A 25,554-nucleotide genomic window follows, 5' to 3' on the forward strand; every position below is an offset into this window, starting at 1 on the left:
CCTATAATTAGGAACGGTCTTATTTCATTCAACTATCCTTTTTAATTACAGTAACTGTTTTTTTTGATAAGCATTACTACACAGTTTCTTCTGTTCAAGATACATTTTCACTAAAATCATTCAAATTCTCTTCACTATTTAATACATATGTTTCATATAATAGTCTTTAATATTCATTCATACGATTAAACCATAGTCTTTTATTTTTATAACTTTTACACTTAATTCTAATACGCCCTTATTTGCATGATTAGAACGTGCAGCTTCATGCTGTCCAAAATGGCTTGTATTCCGCTCCATCTAAATAAATTAAAAGTTATAGCATGTATTTTTAGCTAGGGATAACGATAACATTTCAGAAACCTCATGCTAAGCAAATTGGGATAAGAAAAGTGTCTCTGTTACACCCTGTACCAGAGACAAACTATTTACTTTTTCTTGATAAACAAACTTTTCACAAAGAAAGAATTTAAACAATTTATAGAACTAATACTTGAGAAAAAATAGGATCAGCCTATCGTGACAGACTCCTCCTGAAATACAACCCTTGTATACATATAGGAAATGAATTTATTTTACCAATAATGAATATTCACCATTTTTATCATCGAATTTATAAACATTCAAATAATATTTGCCTGGTTTCGCTTCGAATTTCCCCTTTATAGTATTTCCTTCATCTTCACCACAAGCTACGTAATTTTGCATGTCTGATTCATGATAAAGTACCCATGTCATCCCAATATTTTGTTCATTTACCACAGAAATATCTACTTCTTTTGAATCTGTAACATCAAACGTATAAACATCTGTTTGATCAGGAGTAACCAGATTTCCTTTTACAAGCGTATTAAACAGGAGTACCTTCTCCTCTTCATGGAATTCACCTGTTTGCGGATCTTGTTTTACAGTAACTTTTGTTTGTTCTTTGCTTTCTTTTCCTCTACGATCTTTCACAGTTAGTTCCACAGTGTATGTTCCTTTTTCTTCATATACATGGGTAGGATTTGCTTCTGTACTTGTTGTACCATCGCTATGATCTAGTCTGTTTAAGCTAGTATAAAAGTTATGCATATAATTAAAAAGACAAACTCTCCAAGATGAGGAGTTTGTCCAAAAACATGATCTCTTTAGTTCAACAATATAGAATTCAGTTCCGATAAGAATTTTTATTTTTTCCATATCCCACGTTTTTTACATCAGTACTAACAATAGTGAATTAGAATAATGACTTAATACTTGCTAGAACAGTAAGTATTCCTATAACAATTACAAATACATTGCTCATTTTCCCTCTGTATTTTGCTAGTACTGGTACTTTACGAATCGCATACATCGGTAATAGACATAAGATAGCAGCGACTAACGGACCGCTAAGGGCATCAATGATTCCTAGAATACTTGGATTTGTATAAGCAACATACCAGCATGTTAGTACAACAAAAGTAAGAATCATTGTCTTAACTGTTTTTTCTCCTATATCTTTCCCACGTTTTTTACCGGACTTGATAATCATGTCACGCATTACCTCATACGCTCCTATATAATGGCCAAGGAAAGACTTTGTAATAGCCACAAACGCAATAATAGGAGCCGCAATAGTGATTACTGGCGAATTAAGCTCATTAGCAAGATATGATAGGATTGACAAGTTCTGTTCTTTTGCCACCTTAAGATCATCTGGAGTCAAACTTAAAGTACTGCTCCACACAAAGAACATAACAACAACGAATGTCATGATATAACAAACTTTTTGTATTTGAGCACACTTGGCATCAGTAGCGTCTATTCCATACGTAGCTCTCTGTTTCATAACGAATGACGAAATCATAGGAGAATGATTAAACGAGAATACGATGATTGGTAGTATCATCCAAATCATTCCGAAATACCCTGTTCCAGTTGAAGAAGTAGAAATACTTGAAAAACTTAGCATTGAAGTATTCCATTGTGGAATTAAAGATATTGCAATAAAAAGTAGAGAAGCAATGAAAGGATATACTAGCATGCTCATTATCTTTACAGTAATATCCTGACCAAAATTTAGTATAGTGATAAGACCGATTACTAATACAAGTGATAAAATAGCCCTTGGAGGCTCCGGCATGTGCAATTGGTGTACAATAAAACTACTTGCAGTATTTGTAAGTGCAACCGAATACATCAGCACGATCGTATAAATTGAGACGAAATATACGATGTTAAAAATGATACTTGCTTTATTTCCGAAATATTCTCTTATTGTACCTGTAATCCCCTCGTCGGCAGAATTTGAAGCGTATATCATTTTAGCAAGCGCCCTATGTGAGTAATACATAACAGGATATGCCAGTATGGTAATTAACAGCAACGATAATAAACCACCTGAACCTGCATTAATAGGTAAGAAGAGTACTCCTGCTCCAATTGCTGTTCCAAATAGACTCAATGCCCAGGTAGTATCTTGTTTATGCCACTTTTTAGGGTCTAGATATTTCTTATTTTTTCCTGTAGTATTATCAGCTTGAAATTCTATGTTTTTTGCAGTATTCCCATTCATATAATAATTCCTCCTTGTTTCCTATTCTTACGTCTTTATTTAAGGTATAGGAATATAGACCGTTCTTTAAAAATGAATTTTTTATAAAGTGCGCCACATCGTATATCCTTCTTTTAAGTTGATCAAAATCAAAAAATTAACGAAACATCAACCTGACGAGTTTGTTACCACTTACAAAATGCTCCAATTATATAGTAGGATATATTATTGATAATTCCCCCAATATCCAGAAATCCTTAAGCGAACAATAGAGAATAGATTGTTAACTATTTCACAATATAGACGTTAACTGTTCATTGATTTGATTGTTTCTCCCCAAATATTTTATTTTTAATGGCAATCCCTGTAGATGTAGCCGCAATTCCACCTAAACCTGTCTCTCTTAATTCGCGAGGCATCTGTCTTCCAACTCTATACATCGCTTCAATAACTTCGTCAGCTTTGATGATATTGTTTACGCCGGCTAATGCGATGTCCGCTGCTGCTAAAGCATTTGCCGTTCCAATGGCGTTTCTCTTTACACAAGGAATTTCTACCAAACCAGCGACCGGATCACAAACTAAACCGAGTAAATTTTGTAATGCAATCGAAAAAGCTTCAGAAGATTGCTGTGGCGTTCCACCTGCAGCTTCTACCGCAGCTGCAGCCGCCATTGCTGAGGCACTGCCTACTTCAGCTTGACATCCTCCATACGCTCCTGAAATACAAGCGTTGTTTGCTACTATCGTTCCAAATAACGCTGATGTGAATAGAAAATGTATCATATCTTCATGACTTAACTGCAACGTATCTTTAATACTAAACAGGACTCCCGGAATCGTCCCACTCGCACCTGCTGTTGGAGTTGCACAAATAGCTCCTAATGCAGCATTTACTTCATTAACTCCGATAGCACTTTGAATCCCTAACACCATCAAATCTCCAGAAAGAGTTTTCCTATTTTCTCGATAGTTTTTAATTTTAACTGCATCACCTCCGGTTAAACCGGTAGGAGAAAATACACCGTCGCCCTCGATACTTTTATTTATAGCATTTTGCATAGTTGCTAAATTTCGTTCCATTTTACTCCAAACTTCTTCATAAGAAGCTTTAGTTTTTTCGATTTCCTGTTCAATTGCTAATTTATAAATTGGCTTTTGTCTTTTATTAGCTGCATCCACAATTTCATTTATGGCCATATACATATTTTTTCACTCCTTAATGTAACTAAAGAATAATAAGATTAGCTATATTGCTTAAATTCCCTAATTCCTCCTGAGCATTACCAGGCAATAGCGAATCCAAAGCGAATGCATATAAATATTTTGTTTTATCTTTCAAACTATGAAAGTTGTTAATTTCAACATCATATTGTTTAAAGATTCTGCGTAAGACAAATTCAAAGTCAGCTCTTTCTGAAATCGCAATAACAACTGGCAATGGACCCTGCAGTTCTAAGCTAAATCCGTCAATTTCAACATGTTTGACTTCAATCAATCCACCACCGACCGAAATACCCATCGTTCTAATACTTCGACTGTCATCCTCTAAATATACATCTGCCGTATTTGGATGACCGGCAGGACTATCACCTAATTTTTCAATAAAGGTAATATCAATTCCTTTAGATTCTGCTATTTTAATAGCATCTGGCACTTTGGTGTCATCGGCAGCAAAGCCTAATATACCAGCAATTATTGCAAAATCAGTTCCGTGACCTTTGTGGGTTTCAGCAAATGATTCATAATACTTTACCACAACTTTTTTTGGAAGACCTTGAAATAATTTATTAGCAACTGTTCCAATAGACAAAGCACCTGCAGTATGTGAACTTGAAGGACCTATCATTATGGGCCCAATCACATCAAAACAACTTTTGTATTTAACAACCTTTTTTTCTTTAATAGATGCTACATTTATGTTCATATAAGCACCCCCATAATTTATTATTTTTAATTGCTGTTGAATCTAAGTTATTAGAATGATCAATTCAAAATAAGATCCATTTGATAGCGCTTTCTTTCTTGAGTTGAATAAACTTTCCATTTGATCCACAACCCTTCAACTTACTGGCAAGTTCTTTAGAATTTTTGAACCAAAACGAGGTTTGATATTTTCCTAGAGGTTATAAATTATCTCTCGACGCCCTCATTATAACTTGTATATTTATGAGTTCAATCTTTTTTTATTTTTAGAAAGATTGAATAGACAGAATTTTGAATGGGTAATAAATTACACTTAGTATGTAACAATTATGTCCTTTTTTTGAAGCTGTATTAGTTAATAGAAAAGCAAAAATAACACAGAGTTACTTTCATTAACACATTGATTATATTGGAAAATCATTATAATAATACTTATATTGTCCTTTGTTGGAACATCTTATTTTGGACGTGAAAGCTGTTGTAATAAATGATTATTGAAGATAGAAAGTAATAAGTTAATAAAACATAAAAACATTTTGTTTAATAATAAAAAATCATGAATATATATACATTATTCAGAAAAAAAGAACTTTTCTTTATGAATCCTAAAGTACTACTTTAGAACTATCTACTACTATAAAACAAGATGTTAGCTCTTCTATATAGGTTATATATTATTTATCCCAAAACTCTAATGAAATTGGATATTTAGAAGTGTTTTCTTCATAAATAGAAATTTCACTTGCTGTTTTAATAGTTGAATAGATCATTACAATTCAACTACCTTATATATTATTCCCTCATTTATTAATTCTCTCCTCACCTATCGATTTTAGGTAAAATAAGGGGATTATATTTAAAAAATATCATCATCAACGTGCAATTTATAAAAGCAATCCAAAAAACAAATTCAAAACACCTTTCTTTAATGGTGAATGAAAGGTGTTTTGAATTTTAAAATATGATATAACGTTTAGAATGATAAACTAGTGAAAGAGATGCACTTACTTCTTCTGTGCCGGTAGATATCTCTTCTGTTAATGCAGAAACCTCTTGAATTTGACTTATTATTTTATCTATATCTCTCATAGTAGATGAGAATGTTTGATCCACTTTGTGGGCCGCTTCTTTTCCTTCTTCTACCGCAACTACTGCAAATGGTCCGCAAGGTTATTAAGTGCGAGTCGTTCAAACTTAATGAGTTACCTCTTTTAAAATAGTAGAAATACTATCCTCTAACAGTTCCAATCCTTTACTTAAACCTTCTAAGTCTATTGTTAAAGAAGGTAACAACTTAATAACTTCATCACTAGGTCCAGATGTTTCAATAATTAGACCATTTTCAAATGCAACTGAGCAAATCTTTTTAGCTATTCCAAAAGTATTACACGCTATTCCCTGCATAAAGCCTCTCCCTCGAACTTCTCCTTGAAGCTGGGGGTATTTCAAACAAATCCCATTAAGAAAGCTAGTGATTTTTTCACTTTTCCATTTTAATGCATTAATAAACTCTATATCTTGCCAATAATTCAATGCTTCTGTAGCTGCTAAAAATGCTAGATTATTCCCTCGAAACGTTCCATTATGTTCTCCTGGTTCCCACTTATCATATTCTGGTTTAATTAGTGTAATAGCCATCGGAAGGCCAATGCCACTTATAGATTTTGACAAACAAATTATGTCTGGTTTAATGTTCGCAGGTTCAAAGCTAAAAAATGTACCCGTACGTCCGCAACCTGCTTGAATATCATCAACAATCAATAATATATTATATTTTTTACACAGTCTGTCAATTCCCTTTAACCATTGGGAGCTAGCGGTATTTAAACCACCCTCACCTTGAACTGTTTCTAGAATAATTGCAGCAGGTAAATCCACTCCACTTCCACTATCGCCTAATACTTTTTCTAAATATGATAAAGAATTAAGAGAATCTAAATAATTTTCATACGGCATGATAATACTATTATTTAGTGGTACTCCAGCACCCTTTCTCTTAAAATGATTACTCGTTATCGAAAGTGATCCTAAACTCATTCCATGAAAAGCATTAGAAAAACTTATGATATTTGTTCGTCCAGTCACTTTTCGAGCAATTTTCAGTGCACTTTCAACAGAATTTGTACCTGTTGGACCAGGAAACATAATTTTATAGTCTAAATCACGTGGTTCCAAAATAATTTTGTTAAAGTGCTTTAAAAAATTCACTTTAGCACTTGTTCCCATATCAAGACTATGAATAATACCATCTTCTAAAAGATAATCTATTAATACCTGTTTCATTTTTTCATCATTATGTCCATAATTAAGAGCACCAGCACCTGAGAAAAAGTCAATATACTCTTTTCCATCTACATCCCATAATTTATACCCTTTAGACTTAGTAAAAATCGTTGGAAAGCTTCTACTATAACTTCGAACTTGGGATTCCAGTTCATTAAATATATCCATTTTTGAACTAACTACCATAAAAGAGCACCTCCTAATTTTTCTTTTTTGCTATACTCACAAAGAATAATGAAAAGTTATATAATTTCTATCCTAAATTTTATACTGAATGCGTATCTTTATAGCGATGAGCTGCTATTGCTGCTTGACCAAGAGAGATTCCCCCATCGTTGGTAGGTACTTGTTTGTGCGTGTAAACCTCGAATTTACAAGCCTTAAGTGACTTATAGGTTTCTACAAGTAAAAACTTATTTAAAAATACTCCCCCACTAAGAACTAGTTTATTAATCCCTGTTTCTTGACGAATTTGTTTACAGGTTTCTGTAATCATCTGAACCATTGTATAATGAAAACGATAGCTTAATTCACCCTTGGTATACTTATTTTTAAGTATCAAAGATACCAACTCTTTAAACATAGGTTTTATATCAATTTTTCTAATTCCATTCGAAGCAACTATTTCATAAGATAATAAAGGATTGGAAGAATTATTGATATCAATCGCTTGCTCCAACTCAATAGCAGCCTGCCCTTCATATTGGACTGTTTCACGGACACCCAATAGTGCTGAAACAGCATCAAAAAGCCTTCCCATACTTGAAGTAAGAGGAGAATTAATTCCTTTTTGAATCATTTTTATAAGTACATCTAGTTCAAAATTATTTCGCTCTGAAATTATCTTTATTGGTAATTCTTTGACTTGTTCACCATATATTTGCGTCAATATTCCTAAAGCAATTCTATACGGTTCTTTAACAGCTTTATCACCGCCTGGCAGCTGAAAGTAATCGATATATGCCGCTCTTTGATAATTAAGAAAATCACCGATTAAAAACTCTCCACCCCAAATATTCCCATCATCACCATAACCCGTACCATCTAAAATAACTCCTAAAACAGGACCATCTAATTGATTATCAACCATACAAGAAGCCATGTGGGCATGATGATGCTGAACCTGTATAACTGGTAAAACTTTTTGATCAAATGCATATTTTGTACTATAAAAATCAGGATGAAGATCACTTGCAATTACAGAAGGACTGATTTCAAAGATTTTTTGTAAGTGAGCTATAGTATTTTTAAACGATTCATAAATTTTATAGTTTTTTAAATCACCAATATGATGACTAATAAAAGCTTTTTCGTCTTTAGTTAAACAAATCGTATTCTTTAATTCTGCTCCTAAAGCAAGTACATTAGGTGATCCTTCTTTAAAATCAATAGGGTTTGGTACATAACCTCTAGCGCGACGAATTATGTGTAGTTTTGTTATTTCATCATCTAAATCAATTGCTCTAACAATAGAGTCATCTACTCTAGTAAATATCTCCCTATTGTGTACTAAATAATAATCTGCAATTCCTTTTAGCTGCTCAATTGCATCTCCATCTTTATATACAATTGGTTCATCAGAAACATTGGCGCTCGTAGCTATTAATGCAATAAAATTCCCTCTTAAAATGAGATGATGAAGTGGTGTATAGGCTAACATTACCCCATAGGTATTATTATTAGGTGCAACATCTGAAGAAATATACTCATTTTCCTTTTTGTTCAATAGCACAATTGGCCGTTCTTTAGATACTAATAAAGCTTCTTCATTTTTTGTTATTTCAGCAAAATTTTTCACATCATCTAATTGAGATGACATTAAAGCAAAAGGTTTTTCATCCCGTTTTTTTCTTTTTCTTAATTCTTTTACAACTTCATGATTCATTGGATCTACAACTAAGTGATATCCACCTAACCCTTTAATGGCTAGTATTTTCCCCTTTTTTAACAAATCAATAGTTTTCTCTATTGGATTATCAGTGGGGACATTTGTACCATCTGTTGTTTTCAATTGAACTTGTGGTCCACATTTCCAGCAAGCATTTGGTTGTGCATGGAATCTCCGATCCAATATGTCTTTGTATTCTTTATCACACTCTTTGCACATAGGAAATTTTGCCATTGTAGTATACGGTCTATCATAAGGAATATCTTTTATTATTGAATATCTAGGTCCACAATTTGTACAATTAATAAATGGATAACGAAACCTTCTATTCGTTGGATCAAATAATTCTTCTAAACATTCATTACATACATAAGTATCAGGAGATATTAAAGTTTGCCTACTGCTATGTTTTTGGCTACTCAAAATATCAAAAGAGCTATAACGATTATTGGATTCTTGTTCCTCTATCAATTTAACCTCTTGCACATAAGCCAATTCTGGGGAATTAAATTCTATGTCATGAATAAAATGCGTAATATTATTTTGTTCCCCTTCTACTTCTATAAGCACTCCATTTGAATCATTTAACACCCATCCGTTTAGATGATACTTTTTTGCTATTCTATATACGAAAGGTCTAAAACCAACACCTTGCACAATGCCTTTAACTTGATACTTTTTTATAAACACATTTATTACCTTTTTCATAAATTGTCTCCTAACATAATCGAGGTAATTCTGCCCCATATAATAACTCAATGAGTTTTAATTCACCTGATTTTGCTTCCATTAGCACTTGTCTTTCTTGTGTTTGAGTAACTTTACCAATTACCGCAGCTTCTTTACCATATTTAGTATTTTTTAGTACTCTCACGACTTCTTCACTTACCTCTGGAGACACAAACATACAAACATTACCCTCATTAGCTAGATACATAGGATTAACACCTAACATGTCGGCAGCCATAATAGTTTCTGCTAACATCGGAATATCTTTTTCTTGTATTTTTATTCCAGTATTAATTGTTTCTGAAACTTCATTTAAAACTGTACCTAACCCGCCTCTTGTAATATCTCGCATACAATGTATAGAATCACCAAAATGGTTTTTTAACTCTGAAATCATATGATTTAATGGTGCACAATCACTATTTATTCTCTGTTCAAACCCTAATCCTTCTCTTATGGAAAGGATATGTATACTATGGTTTCCTAGTTGTCCTGTTATAATGATATCGTCACCTTCTTGAATAGAGTTTACCGAAAATGGTGATACCTCTCCTTCAAAAACTCCAATTCCAGTTGTATTAATAAAAATTTTGTCTACTTCACCTTTTTTAACAACTTTTGTATCTCCAGCAACAATATACACTCCAGCTTCTTTCGCGGTCTCTCTTATAGAATCTAATATTTCTTCCAAATCTTTAATTGGAAACCCCTCTTCTAGTACTAACGCCAATGATAGATAAAGTGGTTTTGCACCACTAACCGCTAAATCATTAACCGTTCCACAAACTGCTACTTTACCTATATTCCCCTCACCAAAAAAGATAGGATCAATAACAAAAGAATCTGTTGTCATCGCTAATCTTCTACTACTTACCTCAAGGATGGCACTATCCTCCATTTTTCCAAGGTGAACATCTTCTAGTTTTGCAGTAATAATTGAACTAATTAAATCATGACTCAATAGTCCTCCTGTTCCATGATCTAAAATTATATTTTCTAAATCTTTAGTTAATTTCATGTGTTAAAACTCCTTTTCATTTTTATTTTTGAAAAATAATATCACTTGCTACATAGAACAAGTGATATTACAACGTATTTACTTACGGAATTGCAACTCCATCAAAAGAAATATCTTCATTTTTAGAAATCGAATTGCAGATTTCCTCGATACTCATAATCTTTGCACAATATGAACCTAACCATTTTAAAGCTCGTTCTTTATCTTCAGCCTTCGCTGAAACAACTGCATCTTCTGGTACGATTACATTATAACCACGGAAAAATCCATCCGCTGCAGTTGTTTGTACACAAATTTGAGTTTGCATACCCGTAATAATAATTGTATCTACTCCTAAATTTTTTAAGGTTTCATCAAGATTTGTCTCAAAAAAACCACTATCCTTATTTTTCTCCATAATAATATCTTTTTCATGAAGAAACTCAGGTAAGATTTCTGCACCTTTAGATCCCTTTGTGACTGGTAAAAAATCACCATATCGTTCAGCTTTCGGATCATCTTCTAAGTTAATTAACTGCAGGTGAATAATAGAAACATCATTTTCTCTCATAGTATCTAAGAAAGACACCATTTTAGGCGTAAACGCCTCCACAGCTGCAATTCTATCCTCATTTTTATTAACCAAATCGTACTGTAAGTCATTTGTGAGCACTGCATATTTCATAATAATCCTACCTCCAATTAACTAAGAATTTAATTTTTCTAAAATACAATGTTCATTATTCCACCAATAGTAAGAATATGTCAAATATTATTTTTTATCTAAATTTTCTAAATAATTTTCTGAAAATTAATACCTAATAGGACTCTATTTCCTATTAGGTATTAATTTAATGCTTTTTATTTTGAATAATCGCTCATATGTAATTAAAGTTTTTCACTCTCTGTAAAAAATGATTTATGTTCTACTGGAGAAGAAAGCACTATTAAGGTTGTAGGCTTTCCATACTCTAAGCACAAATTAATATAGTCTTCGAGTGTATGTACAGATTCCGTCACTACCTTTGTTAGATAACTATACATACCGGCAATACGGTGACATTCAACCACATCTGAATGTTCCATTGCAAACTTTTTATATTTGTTGCAATCCCTTGGTTCCATCAAAACAAACGCAGTAATATGTTTTTTTAATTCTTTCGGATTAACAATCGTGCGATAACTTATAATTACCCCTTGTTCTTCTAGTCTTCTAACTCGCTCTGTAACAGAAGGAGAACTCAAACCTACTAGTTTTCCTATTTCAACCATACTTAAACGTGCATTTTCCTGAAGATGAGAAAGAATCTTTAAATCTGTATCATCCATTGCTGGACCTCCCTTTGATTAATTAAGAAAACATTTAATAATTCTTAAATTTTTTAAGAAAATTATAATTAATACATAAATTATAGCATGTTATCTTTTTTTCAAACTTTATATAATTAATATCAATTAACGAAAGAGAGGCTGAGAATCTTGACACAACAATCATTGAAACGTTCAATTACTTGGATACAGGGGACCGCATTAACCATCGGAGCTGTGTTAGGCTGTGGAATCCTTATTTTACCTTCAATTACTGCAAATAGCGCTGGACCAGCTTCAATTTTATCTTGGATTATTATGTCTATTTTAGCTTTTCCAATTGTAGCAACTCTAGCGCGTCTTGCTAAAATGATTCCTAGTGCTGGAGGAATTACAGCTTATGTTCAGATGGCATTTAATGCAAATACGAGTGCAATCCTAGGGTGGATTATGTTAGGATCAATTCCTATTGGAGTACCGATTATTGCTTTAACAGGTGCCCATTATATTGGATATGTTTTTCCAATAAGCAATCTTAGTGTTATAGGAATTGCAGCATTAATTTTAATTACCTCTTTACTCCTACATATAAAAGGGATAGAGCTATCATCAAAAGTTAGTGTGTTTGTAATTTGTATTATTTCACTCTTAATAGTTGTTGCTGTTATCGTTTCTATACCTTATGTAAAATTAAGCTCTTTTACACCATTTGTACCAAGCGGGTGGTCTTCCGTTGGCGCTTCTTCTGTAATTATCTTTTTCTCATTTGTAGGATGGGAAATGATTACCCCATTAGCTGAAGAATTTAAAAGACCCGCTAAAGATATTTCCATTAGTTTATTTTTAGGAGCAATTTGTATCTCCATTATGTACATTGCAATATCTTTTGTAACAATAGGGACCCACTCATATGGTGATAAGGACCAGATAGCTTCCCTTAGTATTCTAATATCAAAAGGATTAGGACCGATAGGTACATATATAACAACTATTTTAGCAATTTTCATTTCGTTTAGTGCTGTACATGCAAACATTGCAGGTTTTTCAAGGATGATTTACGCTCAAGCTAGAGAAGGACATTTCCCTTCCTTCTTTGCTAAGTTACATTCTCAATTTCAAACTCCAACTAGGGTATTACTAGTTTTAGGAGGAATTTTTAGTTGTATTTTAATTTTTTATGGTATGGCACAACCAAATTTAGAAATGCTTCTTAAAGGTCCTAGTGTAATATTTATTACCTCATATATTTTTACAATGCTAGCTGCTCTTAAATTATTAAAAGTGCGAGATATAGCTTGGTGGATGGCCTTCCTATCTCTAATTATATGTATTATTGTATACTCATTTAGTGGTTGGGCTATTTTCTATCCAGTTATCTTATCAATTATTGGTTGGATTTATATAGTTATGAATAAGAAGTATAGTACTATAACCAATCATCAAGTAAATACATCAAATGAAAATTAGTTTCTACTCCTATAAACTAATACCACAAATTATATACTGTTATTAACACTATCCAGGTTGGAATAAGTACAGTTTCAGCTAACTTATAATTAGATCAATGTAATTTAATAAAATATGAATGATTAATAGAAGTTATTTTTCATCTTTCAATTAACAACCCTTTTTTATAACGTACCTCTGCAAAGAAACGTTATAAAAAAGGGTGATTAATTATGCGCAGACCCTCTTTCCCCTTACTTCACATATACATAAGTTTCATTTGCAATTACAAAGTAGGTTTTAATCCTTACTGTTGTGTATTTTATATTGTAGCGAACCTGCACCAAAACAGTATAAATATAGGTTCTCGTGCAGTTTTTTTCAAACTATAATAAACTCCGGAAAACCAACTAAGGAGCATAATAGATGAGATATGTTAAAGAAAAGTAGTTTGAGAAAGATAATATGTCTGAAATTCTAAAGGAACGTGGTATTTCAATTTATCCAACGACCATTATGCACTAAATTCGTGAATACGAAATTTTATCCGTTATATTTGAAAAACAGCAAAGCAAAAATACATTTAGAAATGGATGAACTATATATAAATGTCAACTAATCTATGTAGAAAAACGTTCACTTAATTGTGCATAAAATTACTCAACTTCGAGAGCTAAGTGGTTCTTGAGGGATGACAAGAATACCTGTAGATGCTTCAAGGTAACTACATAATGGTGTGAGTTATATACTTACAATTTTTTGGTTAAACCATACACATAAAACAACTAACTCCTTTGCTCAATATTTCCTTGTGTTCTAGAGCACAAGGAAATATATATCGTTGCAATTTTCTACTTAACTTAATGTCTAGTTTAGTGTACCACCTCCAATTACTGCGTTACTTTTCGGGTTCAATTCATTATATTTTCTACTTTATCTTTATACTCAACATATTCTTTCCCCTCCATCACCGCTATCACCGCAAATTCATCATTTAAAACCATTCAACCCACATGTTTGCATTAACCACTCCACATATAGTGATATATTTTATGCTACCTAGCCTTATCTCCCCTTCATTACTTCCTCTTCAAGTTGATTTCTATATGTAAGCATAGCAATTATCTTTGTACGATTTTTTTCATCAGATTCAAATTGCTCACTTGTTACGTCACAACGAATGGTATCACCGCTAAAAACAGGACGTAAAAATTCAAAATCCATCTTGCGAGCTAATACGTTATAATCACCGCCTACTTTTGTAGGTAGTGTTGATGTTAACAGGCCCTGTACAACAAATCTCCCCTGCTCATCTGGTGTAACATGATGAACGCCTTCATCTTTCGATACTTCCGTAAATAACGCAACATCCTCTTTCGTAAAAGTTCGTTCAAAGGTGATTTTTTCGCCTACTTGCAATTTCATTAGTCCCCCTCCTCAAAAACTCTTTTAAAATAAGAAAAACCGAAACTAAAATCATTTCGGTTTTTCAAACTAATGAAGTCTATATTTATTTTAAAGAATGTACAAACAACCCACTGCGCAGTTTCGGTTCAAACCACGTTGATTTTGGCGGCATAACTTCTCCAGCGTCTGCGATTGCTAATAAAGATTCCATTGATGTCGGATATAACGAGAACGCCGCTTTATATGCACCGCTATTTACAAGACGTTCTAATTCTTCTAATCCACGGATTCCTCCGACAAAGTCGATGCGTGAATCAGATCGCGGATCATGTATTTCAAGCACTTGGCTTAATAAATGATCTTGCAAAATAGATACATCTAAACCTTTCACAAGATCGTTTGCATCGAACGTTTCCTCTTTCACTGTGAGCTTATACCACTTCTCATTTACATACATACCAAATGTTTTTGGCTCATTTGGTTTATACGGAGAAACAGATGCTTCTTCTACATAAAAATATTGTGCGATTTGTTTTAAAAACTGTTCTTCTGATAAGCCGTTTAAATCTTTTACAACTCGGTTATAGTCCCAAATTGATAATTCATCGTGAGGGAATAAAACTGATAGGAAGAAATTAAACTCCTCTTCTCCCGTGTAATTCGGATATTGTTCTCTTCGCATGAGCCCAACTTTTGCTGCAGATGCGGAGCGGTGATGTCCATCTGCAATATAAAGATTAGGAATATCTTCAAATACGTTTACTAAACTTGCAATTACTTCTTCATCAGTTATTTTCCAAGCAACATGTTCTACGCCATCTTCTGCTGTAAATGTATAGATTGGTGCATGTTCTTCTTTCCAGCTTGCGATGAAACGTTTCACTTCTTCTTTTGTACGATACGTTAAAAAGATAGGACCTGTATTTGCGTCACACACATCTACGTGGCGAATGCGATCTAGTTCTTTTTCATGACGCGTTCTTTCATGTTTTTTAATTGTATCATCTTCATACTCATCAATAGACGTACAAACGACAAGACCGGACTGCTTTCTACCTTGCATCGTCAGTTCATAAATGTATAGTGCTGGTTCTTCGTCTTGAATGAACACTTCTTCTCGTATAAAACGATCTAAATTTTCACCCGCTTTTTCATATACGCGATCATCGTACGGTGAAAGCGCTGGGTCTAAATCAATTTCTGCTTTATCAACGTGTAAGAAAGAAAATGAATTTCCTTTTACAACTTCTCTTGCTTCTTCACTATTTAAAACATCATACGGTAAAGCTGCAACTTGTGCTGCTTTTTCTTCTACTGGACGAATGGCCCGAAACGGTCGGATTTTTGCCAATTCCCTCTCTCCTTTACACAATCATTCGAACGGCTACAACACCTGTAATTTTGCTTATATTTTCCACAATATTCTCTTTTATTATATCATCAATTCCGTTATCGATATCAATCATCGTGTACGCCCAAGAATGTTTACTACGATTAATCATATCTGCAATATTAATATGATGTTCTGCTAAACATCCTGTAATTTGTCCTACCATGTTCGGAACGTTTTGATGCATGATTGTAATACGTTTCTTTCCGATATACGGCAGCTCAACATTTGGATAGTTTACTGAATTACGAATATTTCCTGTCTCTAAATATTCACGTAATTGGCGCGCTGCCATGACCGCACAATTTTCTTCCGATTCAGATGTAGATGCACCAAGGTGTGGCGTCGCTGTTACATTTTTCATCTTTATCACATTTTCATTCGGAAAGTCCGTTACGTAATGCGCAATAACCTCTTCTTCTAACGCTTTTTGAAGAACTTTTTCATCTACAAGTTCTCCTCTTGAGAAATTGAATAGACGCATACCTTTTTTCATCTTCTCTATAGCATGTTCACCAATAATCCCCTTCGTTTGATTCGTAAGAGGAATATGCAGTGTTATATAATCACATGTTGCAAAAATTTCATCTAAACTAAATGCTCTTTGCACATGTGTAGAAAGGCGCCAAGCTGTTTCAACTGAAATGTAAGGATCGTATCCGACAACATCCATTCCTAAAGCTAACGCATCGTTCGCAACTAAAGCACCAATTGCACCAAGACCAATAACACCTAAACGTTTCCCTGCAATTTCTGATCCAACAAATTGTTTTTTTCCTGTTTCAACAAGCTGCGGTACTTCTTCACCTTCTAAATTTTTCGTCCAGCTTACGCCATTAATAATGTTACGTGAAGACATAATAAGGCTGGCGATAATAAGTTCCTTTACTGCATTAGCATTTGCCCCTGGCGTATTAAATACGACAATCCCTTTTTCTGTACATCGCTCGACAGGAATATTATTTACACCGGCACCAGCTCTTGCAATCGCCTTTAAGTCTTTTGAAAATTCTTCTTGATGTAAAGAATAGCTGCGAAGTAAAATACCGTCTGGGTGGTCCATTCTCTCCCCTACTTCATAGCGCTCTCCGCCAAGCACTTGCAAACCTTTTTCTGCAATTTGATTTAACGTTTGAACACGAAACATATCCCCATCTCCCTATCTATTCTCAAGCTCAAATTCCTTCATATAATTTACTAATTGTTGCACACCTTCTACTGGCATCGCATTATAAATACTTGCGCGCATACCACCGACTGAGCGATGTCCTTTTAGCGTAACAAAACCACGCTCTTTCGCTTTTTGTAAAAATTGATTGTTAAGCTCTTCTGACGGCGTTGTAAACGGAATATTCATAAGTGATCGATACGCAGGATCAACTGGTGAAGTAAACAATTTTGATTCATCTAAGAAATTGTAAAGAAGTGAAGATTTCATTTTATTTTGTTCTTCAATCGCAGTTACTCCGCCTTGCTCTTTTAACCACTCTAATACAAGTTTTGTTACGTAAATACTAAAGGACGGCGGTGTATTATATAAGGAGTTATTTTTACTGTAAGTTTCATAGTTTAACATTGTAGGACAATAACGATTTGCTCCTCCAATTAAATCTCTTTTTATAATTGCAATGGTTAAGCCCGCTGGCCCTAGATTTTTTTGCGCTCCCGCATATATAAGACCAAACTTCGAAACATCATATCGTTCTGATAAAATATTTGAGGACATATCCGCAACGAGTGGTACTTTATCTACATATGGAATGTCCACATATTTCGTACCCTCAATTGTATTGTTCGTTGTTATATGTACATAATCTAGTTTTTCATCGCCTAGTAAACCATCCAGTTTAGGAATTGTAGTAAACTTCTCATTTTCAGAAGAAGCAATCACTTGTACTTCTCCTACTTTTTCAGCTTCTTGCAGTGCCTTTTTAGACCATGAGCCAGTCAATACGTACCCTGCTTTTTTATACGCATTCATTAAATTTAACGGTATCATAGAGAATTGTAATGACGCACCACCTTGTAAAAACAATACTTCATACTCATCAGTAATGTTCATTAATTCACGAAGTAAGCTACCCGCTTCATCTATAATACTTTGAAAATAAGAAGATCGATGACTCATTTCCATAATAGACATGCCTGTCCCGTTATAATTTACAAGCTCCTTTTGCACTTTTTCTAAAACTGGCAAAGGGAGTATTGATGGTCCAGCTGAAAAATTATACACTCTCTCCATCACCATGATAACCCCCCTATTTCTCATTTTTATTAATTTTTAAACTTTCTGAATTATAACCTAAAATATAATATACGGTCAATTTGTTTTCTAGTATTACGGCGTAAGAAGCAATGGAATCGCTTGCATATGCAAACTATTTTTATAAACATACAAAAAAGTGTTAAGTACATAATCGTACTTAACACTCTAGTAATAAAAGAATAATAGCTAATTGTCCGTAAAGAACCGATCAAAAATTTGATAAATTGCAGAAAGACCAATGAGCCAATAAATAGTGTCCACAAGCGCCGGCATAGAACCAAACCATTTCTCAACTACATTGTAATCTAACGCTACAAATAACCAATTCAAACCGCCAAGAATCACCAAAATTACTGTAAGGTAAGACAAAAATTTCATTATGATTGCCCCCTAGGTGATAAGATGGTGAAAGGCCTTTCACTAGAAATATATGTGGTAAACTTCAAAACTTACCTATTTTATAAAAATTATTTTCGGTACCAGCCGTTAATAACTGCCTCTGCTTCTTTACTATGTATTTGATACGCATGTGTACTATTATTAGAACCAATAAACCAAATTGAAAAACCTTTAAAATATGGTTTCGGTTCTAACACATCACGGTAAGCGCGCCATCCGTTTAATTGTACGTCTTTTGAAAACACATTAGAAACATCTGGATTCCACGGATTTTGTAGTCCAAGTTCACGTGCCGGAACGTTAAACCCACCAAAATAAACCGGTTTCCCTGTTGCTTTATGTAATTGTTCCAATTGCTGAACAACATTCTGCCCACGATTATACACTGTCGTCGCAAATAAACTTTGCTTCACTTCTTCAAATAATGGGTTTCTTTTTCCAGAAACTTCAAACCAACTATCGATACTAACAATATCTACCTTCTTTAAATACGGACGATTTATTTTCTCTACAAACTTCGCTTCATAAGAAGGATCCCAACTCGCTGTTAACCACCAATTCATTTGATACAAAACATTTCCTTTATACTGCTGACGGACGAAATCAATCGTATCGCTCCAATATCCTTCTGCATATTCCATATTTACGAAATTAGAAGCAATCTTGAGCCCGTACACATTGTATTTACTTGTAATCGAATTAAAAATATCTTGTAGAATAACCGTTTTCCAATTCCAGAAGAAATCATTAATATTACTTGGATTCCATTCCGTTTCCCCAACATTTCCTTGCTGAATATATGGGAACGGTTCCACAATAACTTGAATATTACGCTTTAATAATTCTTGAATTAAAATAATAGCCTGTTGCTTTTGCGCTTGATTAATTACCATGTTCGTAGAAGTCACGTTGGGAATATCTACCTGAATCGGTACATTTACTGTATTTAAATTCAAGCGTTCTACATCAGCTAACACTTTCGCCACATTTCCAACTTCCCATACCGTTACATTTCCTGATTTGATTTTTCCAGATTGAACAGTATTTACATCTGCCTGTACATTTCCTTGAAAACAAAAAGAAAACAGCATAATAAACACTCCTAAAAAACTTATTAAACTCTTATTTTTCTTCACAACTTTCCCCCTATAATTTTTGGCTTTCTTGATTATTTTATACAACGTTTCATATATATTCCACAAAAAATCCAATAAATTTTTATCGATAAAAATGCTATTCATCCTTTATTCACATCTTATTCATACTAACCTCCTAAAAATAGTGAGATAAATAAAAAAAGAGCGTATTTCCGCTCCTTTTTTATCTTTTTACGATTGAAGTTATTGAACTTTTTCTGATAACCTAACCACATCTATCTTTTCGTATAAATAAATTTTTATGCTCATAAATGTATCAAAAAATTTTTATCTATATTCGTTTTTTGTTTATATTACTTTTACATTTACTTCATTTGTATTACTTTCATGTCTTTGAATATTCATAATTGCACCTCCATTATATTTATATATAACACCTGCCTAATTATGGTATTTATGCATAAGTTAACTATATTTTTCTAATATTTTTAGGCGCATCTTATTTCGCCTTGTTATATTTCACTAATTGAATTTAAAACACATCCGTATGCTATTTAGTAAGATTTACTATTCGAGACGTAATTATTGCAGTAATTAAGATAATAATAGCGGTTATCAAGCCAGATTCTCCAATCCAAATCTCAGTTTGATATCCTGTACTTGCACGTGCGAAAGGTCCTTGAATAATGGCATTCCAAGTGGTATGGATAATAACCGAAGGCCAAACGCTACCTGTGATAAGTCGTAAATAAGCTGTAATATAGCTGAATGGCACAATACAAAAATAGATGCCAAGTACTGAAAGAAAGACAGATGTTCCCTCTACATATAGACCAGCAATAACAATTGGAACATGCCACGTTGCCCAAATCAATCCGCTAATAAGGATTGGGCGTGAAAAATCGGCATCGACTAGCCTTGTGAGCATATAACCTCGCCAACCCATTTCTTCTCCCAAAACTGGGATTAAGTTAAGCAAACTTCCTAAAACGCCGCTCAATACTACTATAGAAATGAAACTTAATGGTATCGGTAAATACTGAAGTCCAAGTATATTGTAGATTGGTTCTAACATACCACCTTGCGGGGGCTGAAACCTCGCAAATCCGCTCAACCAGGCAATAGAATAAGTAATTCCACAAATAACCATGGGTATGAACAGAGCAAAACCAATCCCCTTCCATATCTTTAAGTTACCGAGACTAAAAGATACATCTTTAAACCCTTCCTTCAGTATTATGCGAGTCAAAATAGAAGAAAATGCTGGAGTAAACATATATACCACAATAAGTGGCATACTTTTAGTAATCATTACTACTACATTTAGGATAATAGAAGTAATGAATAAGATACTTAGAAAGAGTTGAAGTCCTATTTTAGCACGTTGGATTTTATCTTTATTGTGGAATGATTCTGCGTGTAATATCATTGTAATCCGTCCTTCCTCTTTTATTCATTTGTTTATCGAATTTACTTCCTGTCATTTCAACAGCTACAACTTAGAATAAAAATATTTTGGCATACAGATTCATTCACCTTTAAAATCCCTCCCAAATTCATAATCTAGTCTTACTTGCGAGTCAACAATATAATTATTATTTATAAGTTGTCATAGCCGATAGTACAAAAGTGTAATGATTAGCCTATGACCTGTGTCAATTAACCTTATGACAATATGTAACTAGAAAATATGATATGGAATAAATAACAATTGAATTAAGGCAATTGATTCGTGCAAGTACATAAATCAATCTTGCTTTTGAAAATAATTCAATTGAGGTGGGCAAAAATGAATAAGAAAAGAATGATTGCAATGGTTAGTACAGCTTTATTAGTCACAGGATGTGTGGAAGTAGGAAACGCTCAAACGGCAGCAGTCGAAAATTCAGGTCAATCAATCCAAAAAAATATAGTTAAATCAATACAATCACAGGCTAATCCATTAAAAACGATAGAGCCGTCAAGACCATTTGAGGATTTAAAACCACTTAAGAAAATGATTGGGAGCGCACAATATGTAGGATTAGGAGAGAACACTCATGGAAGCTCTGAAATTTTCACTATGAAGTTTCGCCTTGTGAAATATTTGGTTACTGAGATGGGTTTTACGAATTTCGCAATGGAAGAAGATTGGGGAAACGGCTTAAAGCTAAATGAATATATCCAAACAGGAAAAGGAAATCCTAGGGAATTTTTAAACTTGTTATATCCTACTGATGAAATTATAGCCATGATTGAGTGGATGAAAGATTATAATGCTGATCCATCCAATAAAAAAAAGATCCAATTTATTGGGCTCGACTTAAAAGCATTGGACCAAGGTAGCTTTAATAAAGTAATTGATTATGTAAGGCTACATCGACCAGATTTGCTGGCAGAAGTAGAAGAAAATTATAAAGAATTGTCGTCTTTTACTGGAAGTATACAGGAATATATGAAACTTGCTCCTGAAATGAAAGAGAAGTTCAAAGCAAACGCTGAAAGAGTAGCCCAATTAGTAAAAGATGATAATGAGCAAGCCAACACAGAAATAGTTTCATCCGAGTACATCTGGGTGAAAGCAACGGCAAGTGCAATAGAGAAATTTACCACAATGCTACTTCCTAACGACTATCCAAGTATAATAAAACTACATGAGCAATACTTGGCCGATCATGCAATGTGGGCACAAGAGACATTTGGTGGTAAAACGATGGTTTGGGCACACAATATTCATATAGCTAAAGGAATTATCGATGAGGAATTATACCCTTATGTTGCGGGGCAGTTTTTAAAGGAACGTTTAGACAATAATTATGTCACAATTGGTAGTACAACTACGGAGGGGAATTTCACCTTATACAGCGAATATAATCCTTCCACCGGGGGGAAGCTTACAACGGATAGGATTCCACAAAATGTAAATAGTTTCAATTATACCCTCGGAAAAGTACCATATAATATGTTTTTATTGGATAACCGTCACCTTAAAGGACAAGCAGAGAAATGGGTTAAAGCAAAAAGACCATTACTAAGTATAGGGGGACAAATCCTCCCGAACAGTTCATTATACTTTGATACTTCATTGCTTGAGCAATTTGATATTATTTTTCATATTCGAAAAACAAGTCCATCTCATATTAAATAAAAGTACAAAACAATCCCGTTCTTGCATCTGCAAGAACGGGATTGTTTCGTGGAGGATTAATAAAAGCAGCTTTTTTTAACCAGGAGTAGGTTTCTCTCCCCTTTTTAGCATCATTTAGAAATGTCATATGACACTTTTACACTGGTGAGAATGACAAAAAAAGCAGTATGATTCGGTTATTACATAGATAGGAGCGATGAACTTTATGAAATCAAGATTCATCCAGAATGGTTATTTTTTATTGCTAACTTTCGTTACAGGATTGTTTTATTTTTGTTTTTATCTAATAGCTCTGCTATTTAGTTTAACCCTTTCATTTACTGTTGTTGGGATTCCATTACTTATGCGCGTACTACAGACTACCACACCCTTTATCCAATTCGAGCGCATACAAACGAAAATTTATACAGATATTTCAACAGACTCTTACGATAGAAGTATAACAATGGATACATCGAACTGGGCTCAGGTGAAATTAGTGCTTACAGATCGTCGCACTTGGTCTGCTGTCTATTGGTTAATGCAGAAATTTGCGGTTGGCATTATTAGTCTCATTAGTGCAACCATTTTTTATGTAATGCCACTTATGTTGCTGTTGGCGCCACTACTGTATCGATACATCGAAATGAACATTATATTCATACAGATAGATACTTTTACCAAGTCACTCTTTGTAATGTTTATGGGTATAGTATTTACCGCCATAAGTATTAGAATAGTAGATGGTTTGACAAAGAAAATTGGAGGCTATACACGTAGTATGATTCGGCAACTAAATCAATAAAAATTTGCAGTCTGTGAGTAGTATCGCAGTTTTAAAATAAAAAGTATAATAAGGCAGAAAGGATTAAATTATAATATAGGAAGTAAAAAGGTAGGTTATTTAGGGGGTAAATGACTTGTTTGATATGGTTAAATATTGGTTTTGGTATGATTGGATTATGTTAGGAATCCGTCTACTTGCTAGTGTGTCTATCATTCTAGCTACATTAAATTTTCAGGATGGTTTAACATTACCACTTTGGATTATTATTCTTTGGGAAATTATTTCCTTCTCTGTTCCATGGGTAGCCTTACTATTCAATTATAAATATTATTTATTCACAGAAATATTGCTTTATGGTGGACTATGTATATATTTAACCTCTTTATTTCCAGAGGCTTACAATATTTTTCTTATATCAGTGTTTCTTATCGCAGCAAATAGTAAGCATTTGTCCTATTATTGGACAGCTCCAACAACAATTTTTATAACAACTGGAATTTTCTATGCGGTTGCGCCAAGTAATAGCTATTGGGTTATGGTCATCTATTATGGATTCGCTTATGTAATGGGATTCGCCTTTCATTTATTAATCGTCAATCATAAGCAAAATGAAGCAATTCGTAAACAAAACGCAGTACTTGAGCAGTATATGTCTCAGATTGAACGCATTACACTGGCAGAGGAACGAAACAGACTGTCGAATGAGCTTCATGATACAGTTGGTTACGCTTATACTTCTATTATTATGGGAATGGAAACGTTGCGCACCGAACTTGCTACTGAAATGGGTATACAGAGGCTAGATTCTCTGCTGGAAATGGGACGTAAAAGCATCGAGGACGTGAGAGGTTACCTACATCAAATGGATTCTCCGTGTCAATCGCCTTCCTTGATTCAATCTCTACAAAATCTTGGAGCCGAATTTCAGGAGCACGCCCAGGTAAATGTAAGTTTTAGGACATTCGGAGAGGAATATCAATTGTCTCGGCAAGCGAAGATCGCATTCATTCGTTGCTTACAAGAGTCCCTTACGAATGCAGTACGTCATGGTCAAGGGACTGAAATTATAGTTTCATTGCAGTTTGAACAACAATATACGCGGTTAGAAGTTCAAGATAATGGAAAAGGAAATGTAGAATGGCAGGAAGGCTTTGGTATGAATGCGATGAAAGAGCGGGCAATGAATTTGCAAGGTCAATTGTCTGTATATACAAAGCCAGATGAAGGTATGCTTGTTACTTGTACCCTACCACGACAAGCTGAAATAAAAGATGGACTTATTCGTTTGTTAATTGTAGACGATCAGCCATTTGTTCGGGAAAGTTTGAGGACACTACTCGATAGATATGAAGATTTAAATGTAGTCGGTTTGGCTGAGGATGGCAATCAAGCCATCGATTTATGTGGGCGCCTTCAACCCCATGTTATACTTATGGATTTGGATATGCAGCACATGGATGGAGTCGAAGCAACCAAAAAGATTAAGCAACAATGGCCACATATCCGCGTATTGATTTTTACAACTTTTCAGGATACCGAACAGGCGTTGGAATCATTTCGCAACGGTGCGGATGGTTTTTTACTCAAATCTATTGAAACGTTGGAACTAGCTAATACGATTCGACTTATTCACAAAGGTGGGACACTGATTGATCAGGGAATGTCTCACAAAATATTTGAGAAGTTTGATGAGCAAAAAGAGACACCACAATCAAAAGCAATCGCTTATGAGCTAACAGCTAGGGAGATAGAAATATTGCAGCTAGTAGCAAAAGGACTTCGATACACTACCATAGCATCAAGGTTATATTTATCGAATGGTACGGTCAGAAATTATGCTTCCACAGCTTATACAAAGCTAGGAGTCCGTAACAAAGAAGAAGCTGTTCAAAAGGCTCTAGAAATTGGAATTATTGAATAACAAAATGTTTTGCGGTGTATAAAAATGAGTAACAAAGAAACAGAACACGTTGTGTGGTTTCCTTTGTAACAGAGTAAATAAGGCCCG

The 25,554-nt window shown here is 34.0% G+C and carries 19 protein-coding genes and 1 pseudogene; 4 read left to right on the forward strand and 16 right to left on the reverse strand.

The genetic code is table 11. The features are described from left to right. Nucleotides 1-570 precede the first annotated feature (570 nt). The 9 genes and pseudogenes from ACYVEC_RS24815 to ACYVEC_RS24855 all read right to left on the reverse strand — a co-directional run. Nucleotides 571-1,035 (reverse strand): annotated as a pseudogene (locus ACYVEC_RS24815) (pre-peptidase C-terminal domain-containing protein); the annotation flags it as partial. A 184-nt stretch (nucleotides 1,036-1,219) separates the two neighbouring features. Continuing rightward, on the reverse strand, nucleotides 1,220-2,539 hold the full coding sequence (locus tag ACYVEC_RS24820) for an aromatic amino acid transport family protein (RefSeq protein WP_063220982.1): 1,320 nt from the start codon (nucleotides 2,537-2,539) through the stop codon (nucleotides 1,220-1,222). 293 nt (nucleotides 2,540-2,832) lie between these two features. Then, the gene (gene sdaAA, locus ACYVEC_RS24825; protein WP_336448617.1) at nucleotides 2,833-3,723 is read right to left on the reverse strand and encodes an L-serine ammonia-lyase, iron-sulfur-dependent, subunit alpha; all 891 of its coding nucleotides are present in this window, start codon (nucleotides 3,721-3,723) and stop codon (nucleotides 2,833-2,835) included. Between the two features lie 22 nt (nucleotides 3,724-3,745). After that, entirely contained in the window at nucleotides 3,746-4,444 is a 699-nt protein-coding gene (sdaAB, locus tag ACYVEC_RS24830; RefSeq protein WP_223698435.1) for an L-serine ammonia-lyase, iron-sulfur-dependent subunit beta, read from the reverse strand. 1,193 nt (nucleotides 4,445-5,637) lie between these two features. After that, nucleotides 5,638-6,912, reverse strand: a complete 1,275-nt coding sequence (ectB, locus tag ACYVEC_RS24835) for a diaminobutyrate--2-oxoglutarate transaminase (RefSeq protein WP_336448634.1) — start codon at nucleotides 6,910-6,912, stop codon at nucleotides 5,638-5,640. 79 nt (nucleotides 6,913-6,991) lie between these two features. Then, complete coding sequence (hypF, locus tag ACYVEC_RS24840; protein WP_063220978.1) at nucleotides 6,992-9,322, reverse strand: carbamoyltransferase HypF; 2,331 nt, start codon at nucleotides 9,320-9,322, stop codon at nucleotides 6,992-6,994. Between the two features lie 10 nt (nucleotides 9,323-9,332). Continuing rightward, complete coding sequence (hypE, locus tag ACYVEC_RS24845; protein ID WP_075309174.1) at nucleotides 9,333-10,361, reverse strand: hydrogenase expression/formation protein HypE; 1,029 nt, start codon at nucleotides 10,359-10,361, stop codon at nucleotides 9,333-9,335. 82 nt (nucleotides 10,362-10,443) lie between these two features. After that, on the reverse strand, nucleotides 10,444-11,025 hold the full coding sequence (locus tag ACYVEC_RS24850) for a cysteine hydrolase family protein (RefSeq protein WP_080468248.1): 582 nt from the start codon (nucleotides 11,023-11,025) through the stop codon (nucleotides 10,444-10,446). Between the two features lie 203 nt (nucleotides 11,026-11,228). After that, the gene (locus ACYVEC_RS24855) at nucleotides 11,229-11,669 is read right to left on the reverse strand and encodes an Lrp/AsnC family transcriptional regulator (RefSeq protein ID WP_000342843.1); all 441 of its coding nucleotides are present in this window, start codon (nucleotides 11,667-11,669) and stop codon (nucleotides 11,229-11,231) included. 150 nt (nucleotides 11,670-11,819) lie between these two features. Here ACYVEC_RS24855 and ACYVEC_RS24860 point away from each other — a divergent pair, with 150 nt between their 5' ends. After that, a complete protein-coding gene (locus tag ACYVEC_RS24860; protein WP_063220975.1) occupies nucleotides 11,820-13,115 on the forward strand; it encodes an APC family permease in 1,296 nt (431 codons plus the stop codon). 1,044 nt (nucleotides 13,116-14,159) lie between these two features. On the opposite strand, the gene ACYVEC_RS24865 is transcribed toward ACYVEC_RS24860, so the two are convergent. The 7 genes from ACYVEC_RS24865 to ACYVEC_RS24895 form a co-directional block, all read right to left on the reverse strand. After that, nucleotides 14,160-14,519, reverse strand: coding sequence for a hotdog family protein (locus tag ACYVEC_RS24865; protein ID WP_098556993.1), 360 nt, complete (start codon nucleotides 14,517-14,519; stop codon nucleotides 14,160-14,162). An 85-nt stretch (nucleotides 14,520-14,604) separates the two neighbouring features. Next, nucleotides 14,605-15,852: a DUF1015 domain-containing protein gene (locus tag ACYVEC_RS24870; RefSeq protein ID WP_098556994.1), complete on the reverse strand. Its 1,248-nt coding sequence runs from the start codon at nucleotides 15,850-15,852 to the stop codon at nucleotides 14,605-14,607. A 13-nt stretch (nucleotides 15,853-15,865) separates the two neighbouring features. Then, nucleotides 15,866-17,038, reverse strand: a complete 1,173-nt coding sequence (locus tag ACYVEC_RS24875; protein ID WP_063220972.1) for a 3-phosphoglycerate dehydrogenase family protein — start codon at nucleotides 17,036-17,038, stop codon at nucleotides 15,866-15,868. A 12-nt stretch (nucleotides 17,039-17,050) separates the two neighbouring features. Further along, on the reverse strand, nucleotides 17,051-18,133 hold the full coding sequence (gene serC, locus ACYVEC_RS24880; RefSeq protein WP_098557005.1) for a 3-phosphoserine/phosphohydroxythreonine transaminase: 1,083 nt from the start codon (nucleotides 18,131-18,133) through the stop codon (nucleotides 17,051-17,053). A gap of 210 nt (nucleotides 18,134-18,343) precedes the next feature. Then, on the reverse strand, nucleotides 18,344-18,535 hold the full coding sequence (locus tag ACYVEC_RS24885; protein ID WP_000670803.1) for a DUF378 domain-containing protein: 192 nt from the start codon (nucleotides 18,533-18,535) through the stop codon (nucleotides 18,344-18,346). 89 nt (nucleotides 18,536-18,624) lie between these two features. After that, nucleotides 18,625-19,692, reverse strand: a complete 1,068-nt coding sequence (locus ACYVEC_RS24890) for a glycoside hydrolase family 113 (RefSeq protein ID WP_142332857.1) — start codon at nucleotides 19,690-19,692, stop codon at nucleotides 18,625-18,627. A 511-nt stretch (nucleotides 19,693-20,203) separates the two neighbouring features. Next, on the reverse strand, nucleotides 20,204-21,082 hold the full coding sequence (locus ACYVEC_RS24895; protein ID WP_063220970.1) for a CPBP family intramembrane glutamic endopeptidase: 879 nt from the start codon (nucleotides 21,080-21,082) through the stop codon (nucleotides 20,204-20,206). Nucleotides 21,083-21,442: 360 nt separating this feature from the next. On the opposite strand from ACYVEC_RS24895, the gene ACYVEC_RS24900 reads away from it, so the two are divergent. From ACYVEC_RS24900 to ACYVEC_RS24910, 3 genes are all read left to right on the forward strand, one after another. After that, nucleotides 21,443-22,780, forward strand: coding sequence for an erythromycin esterase family protein (locus tag ACYVEC_RS24900; RefSeq protein WP_098556997.1), 1,338 nt, complete (start codon nucleotides 21,443-21,445; stop codon nucleotides 22,778-22,780). Between the two features lie 205 nt (nucleotides 22,781-22,985). Then, nucleotides 22,986-23,564, forward strand: a complete 579-nt coding sequence (locus tag ACYVEC_RS24905) for a sensor domain-containing protein (protein WP_098556999.1) — start codon at nucleotides 22,986-22,988, stop codon at nucleotides 23,562-23,564. 115 nt (nucleotides 23,565-23,679) lie between these two features. Continuing rightward, complete coding sequence (locus tag ACYVEC_RS24910) at nucleotides 23,680-25,467, forward strand: helix-turn-helix transcriptional regulator (protein ID WP_098557000.1); 1,788 nt, start codon at nucleotides 23,680-23,682, stop codon at nucleotides 25,465-25,467. The last annotated feature ends 87 nt before the right edge of the window (nucleotides 25,468-25,554 follow it).

Source organism: Bacillus sp. MN7755 (assembly GCF_054771475.1).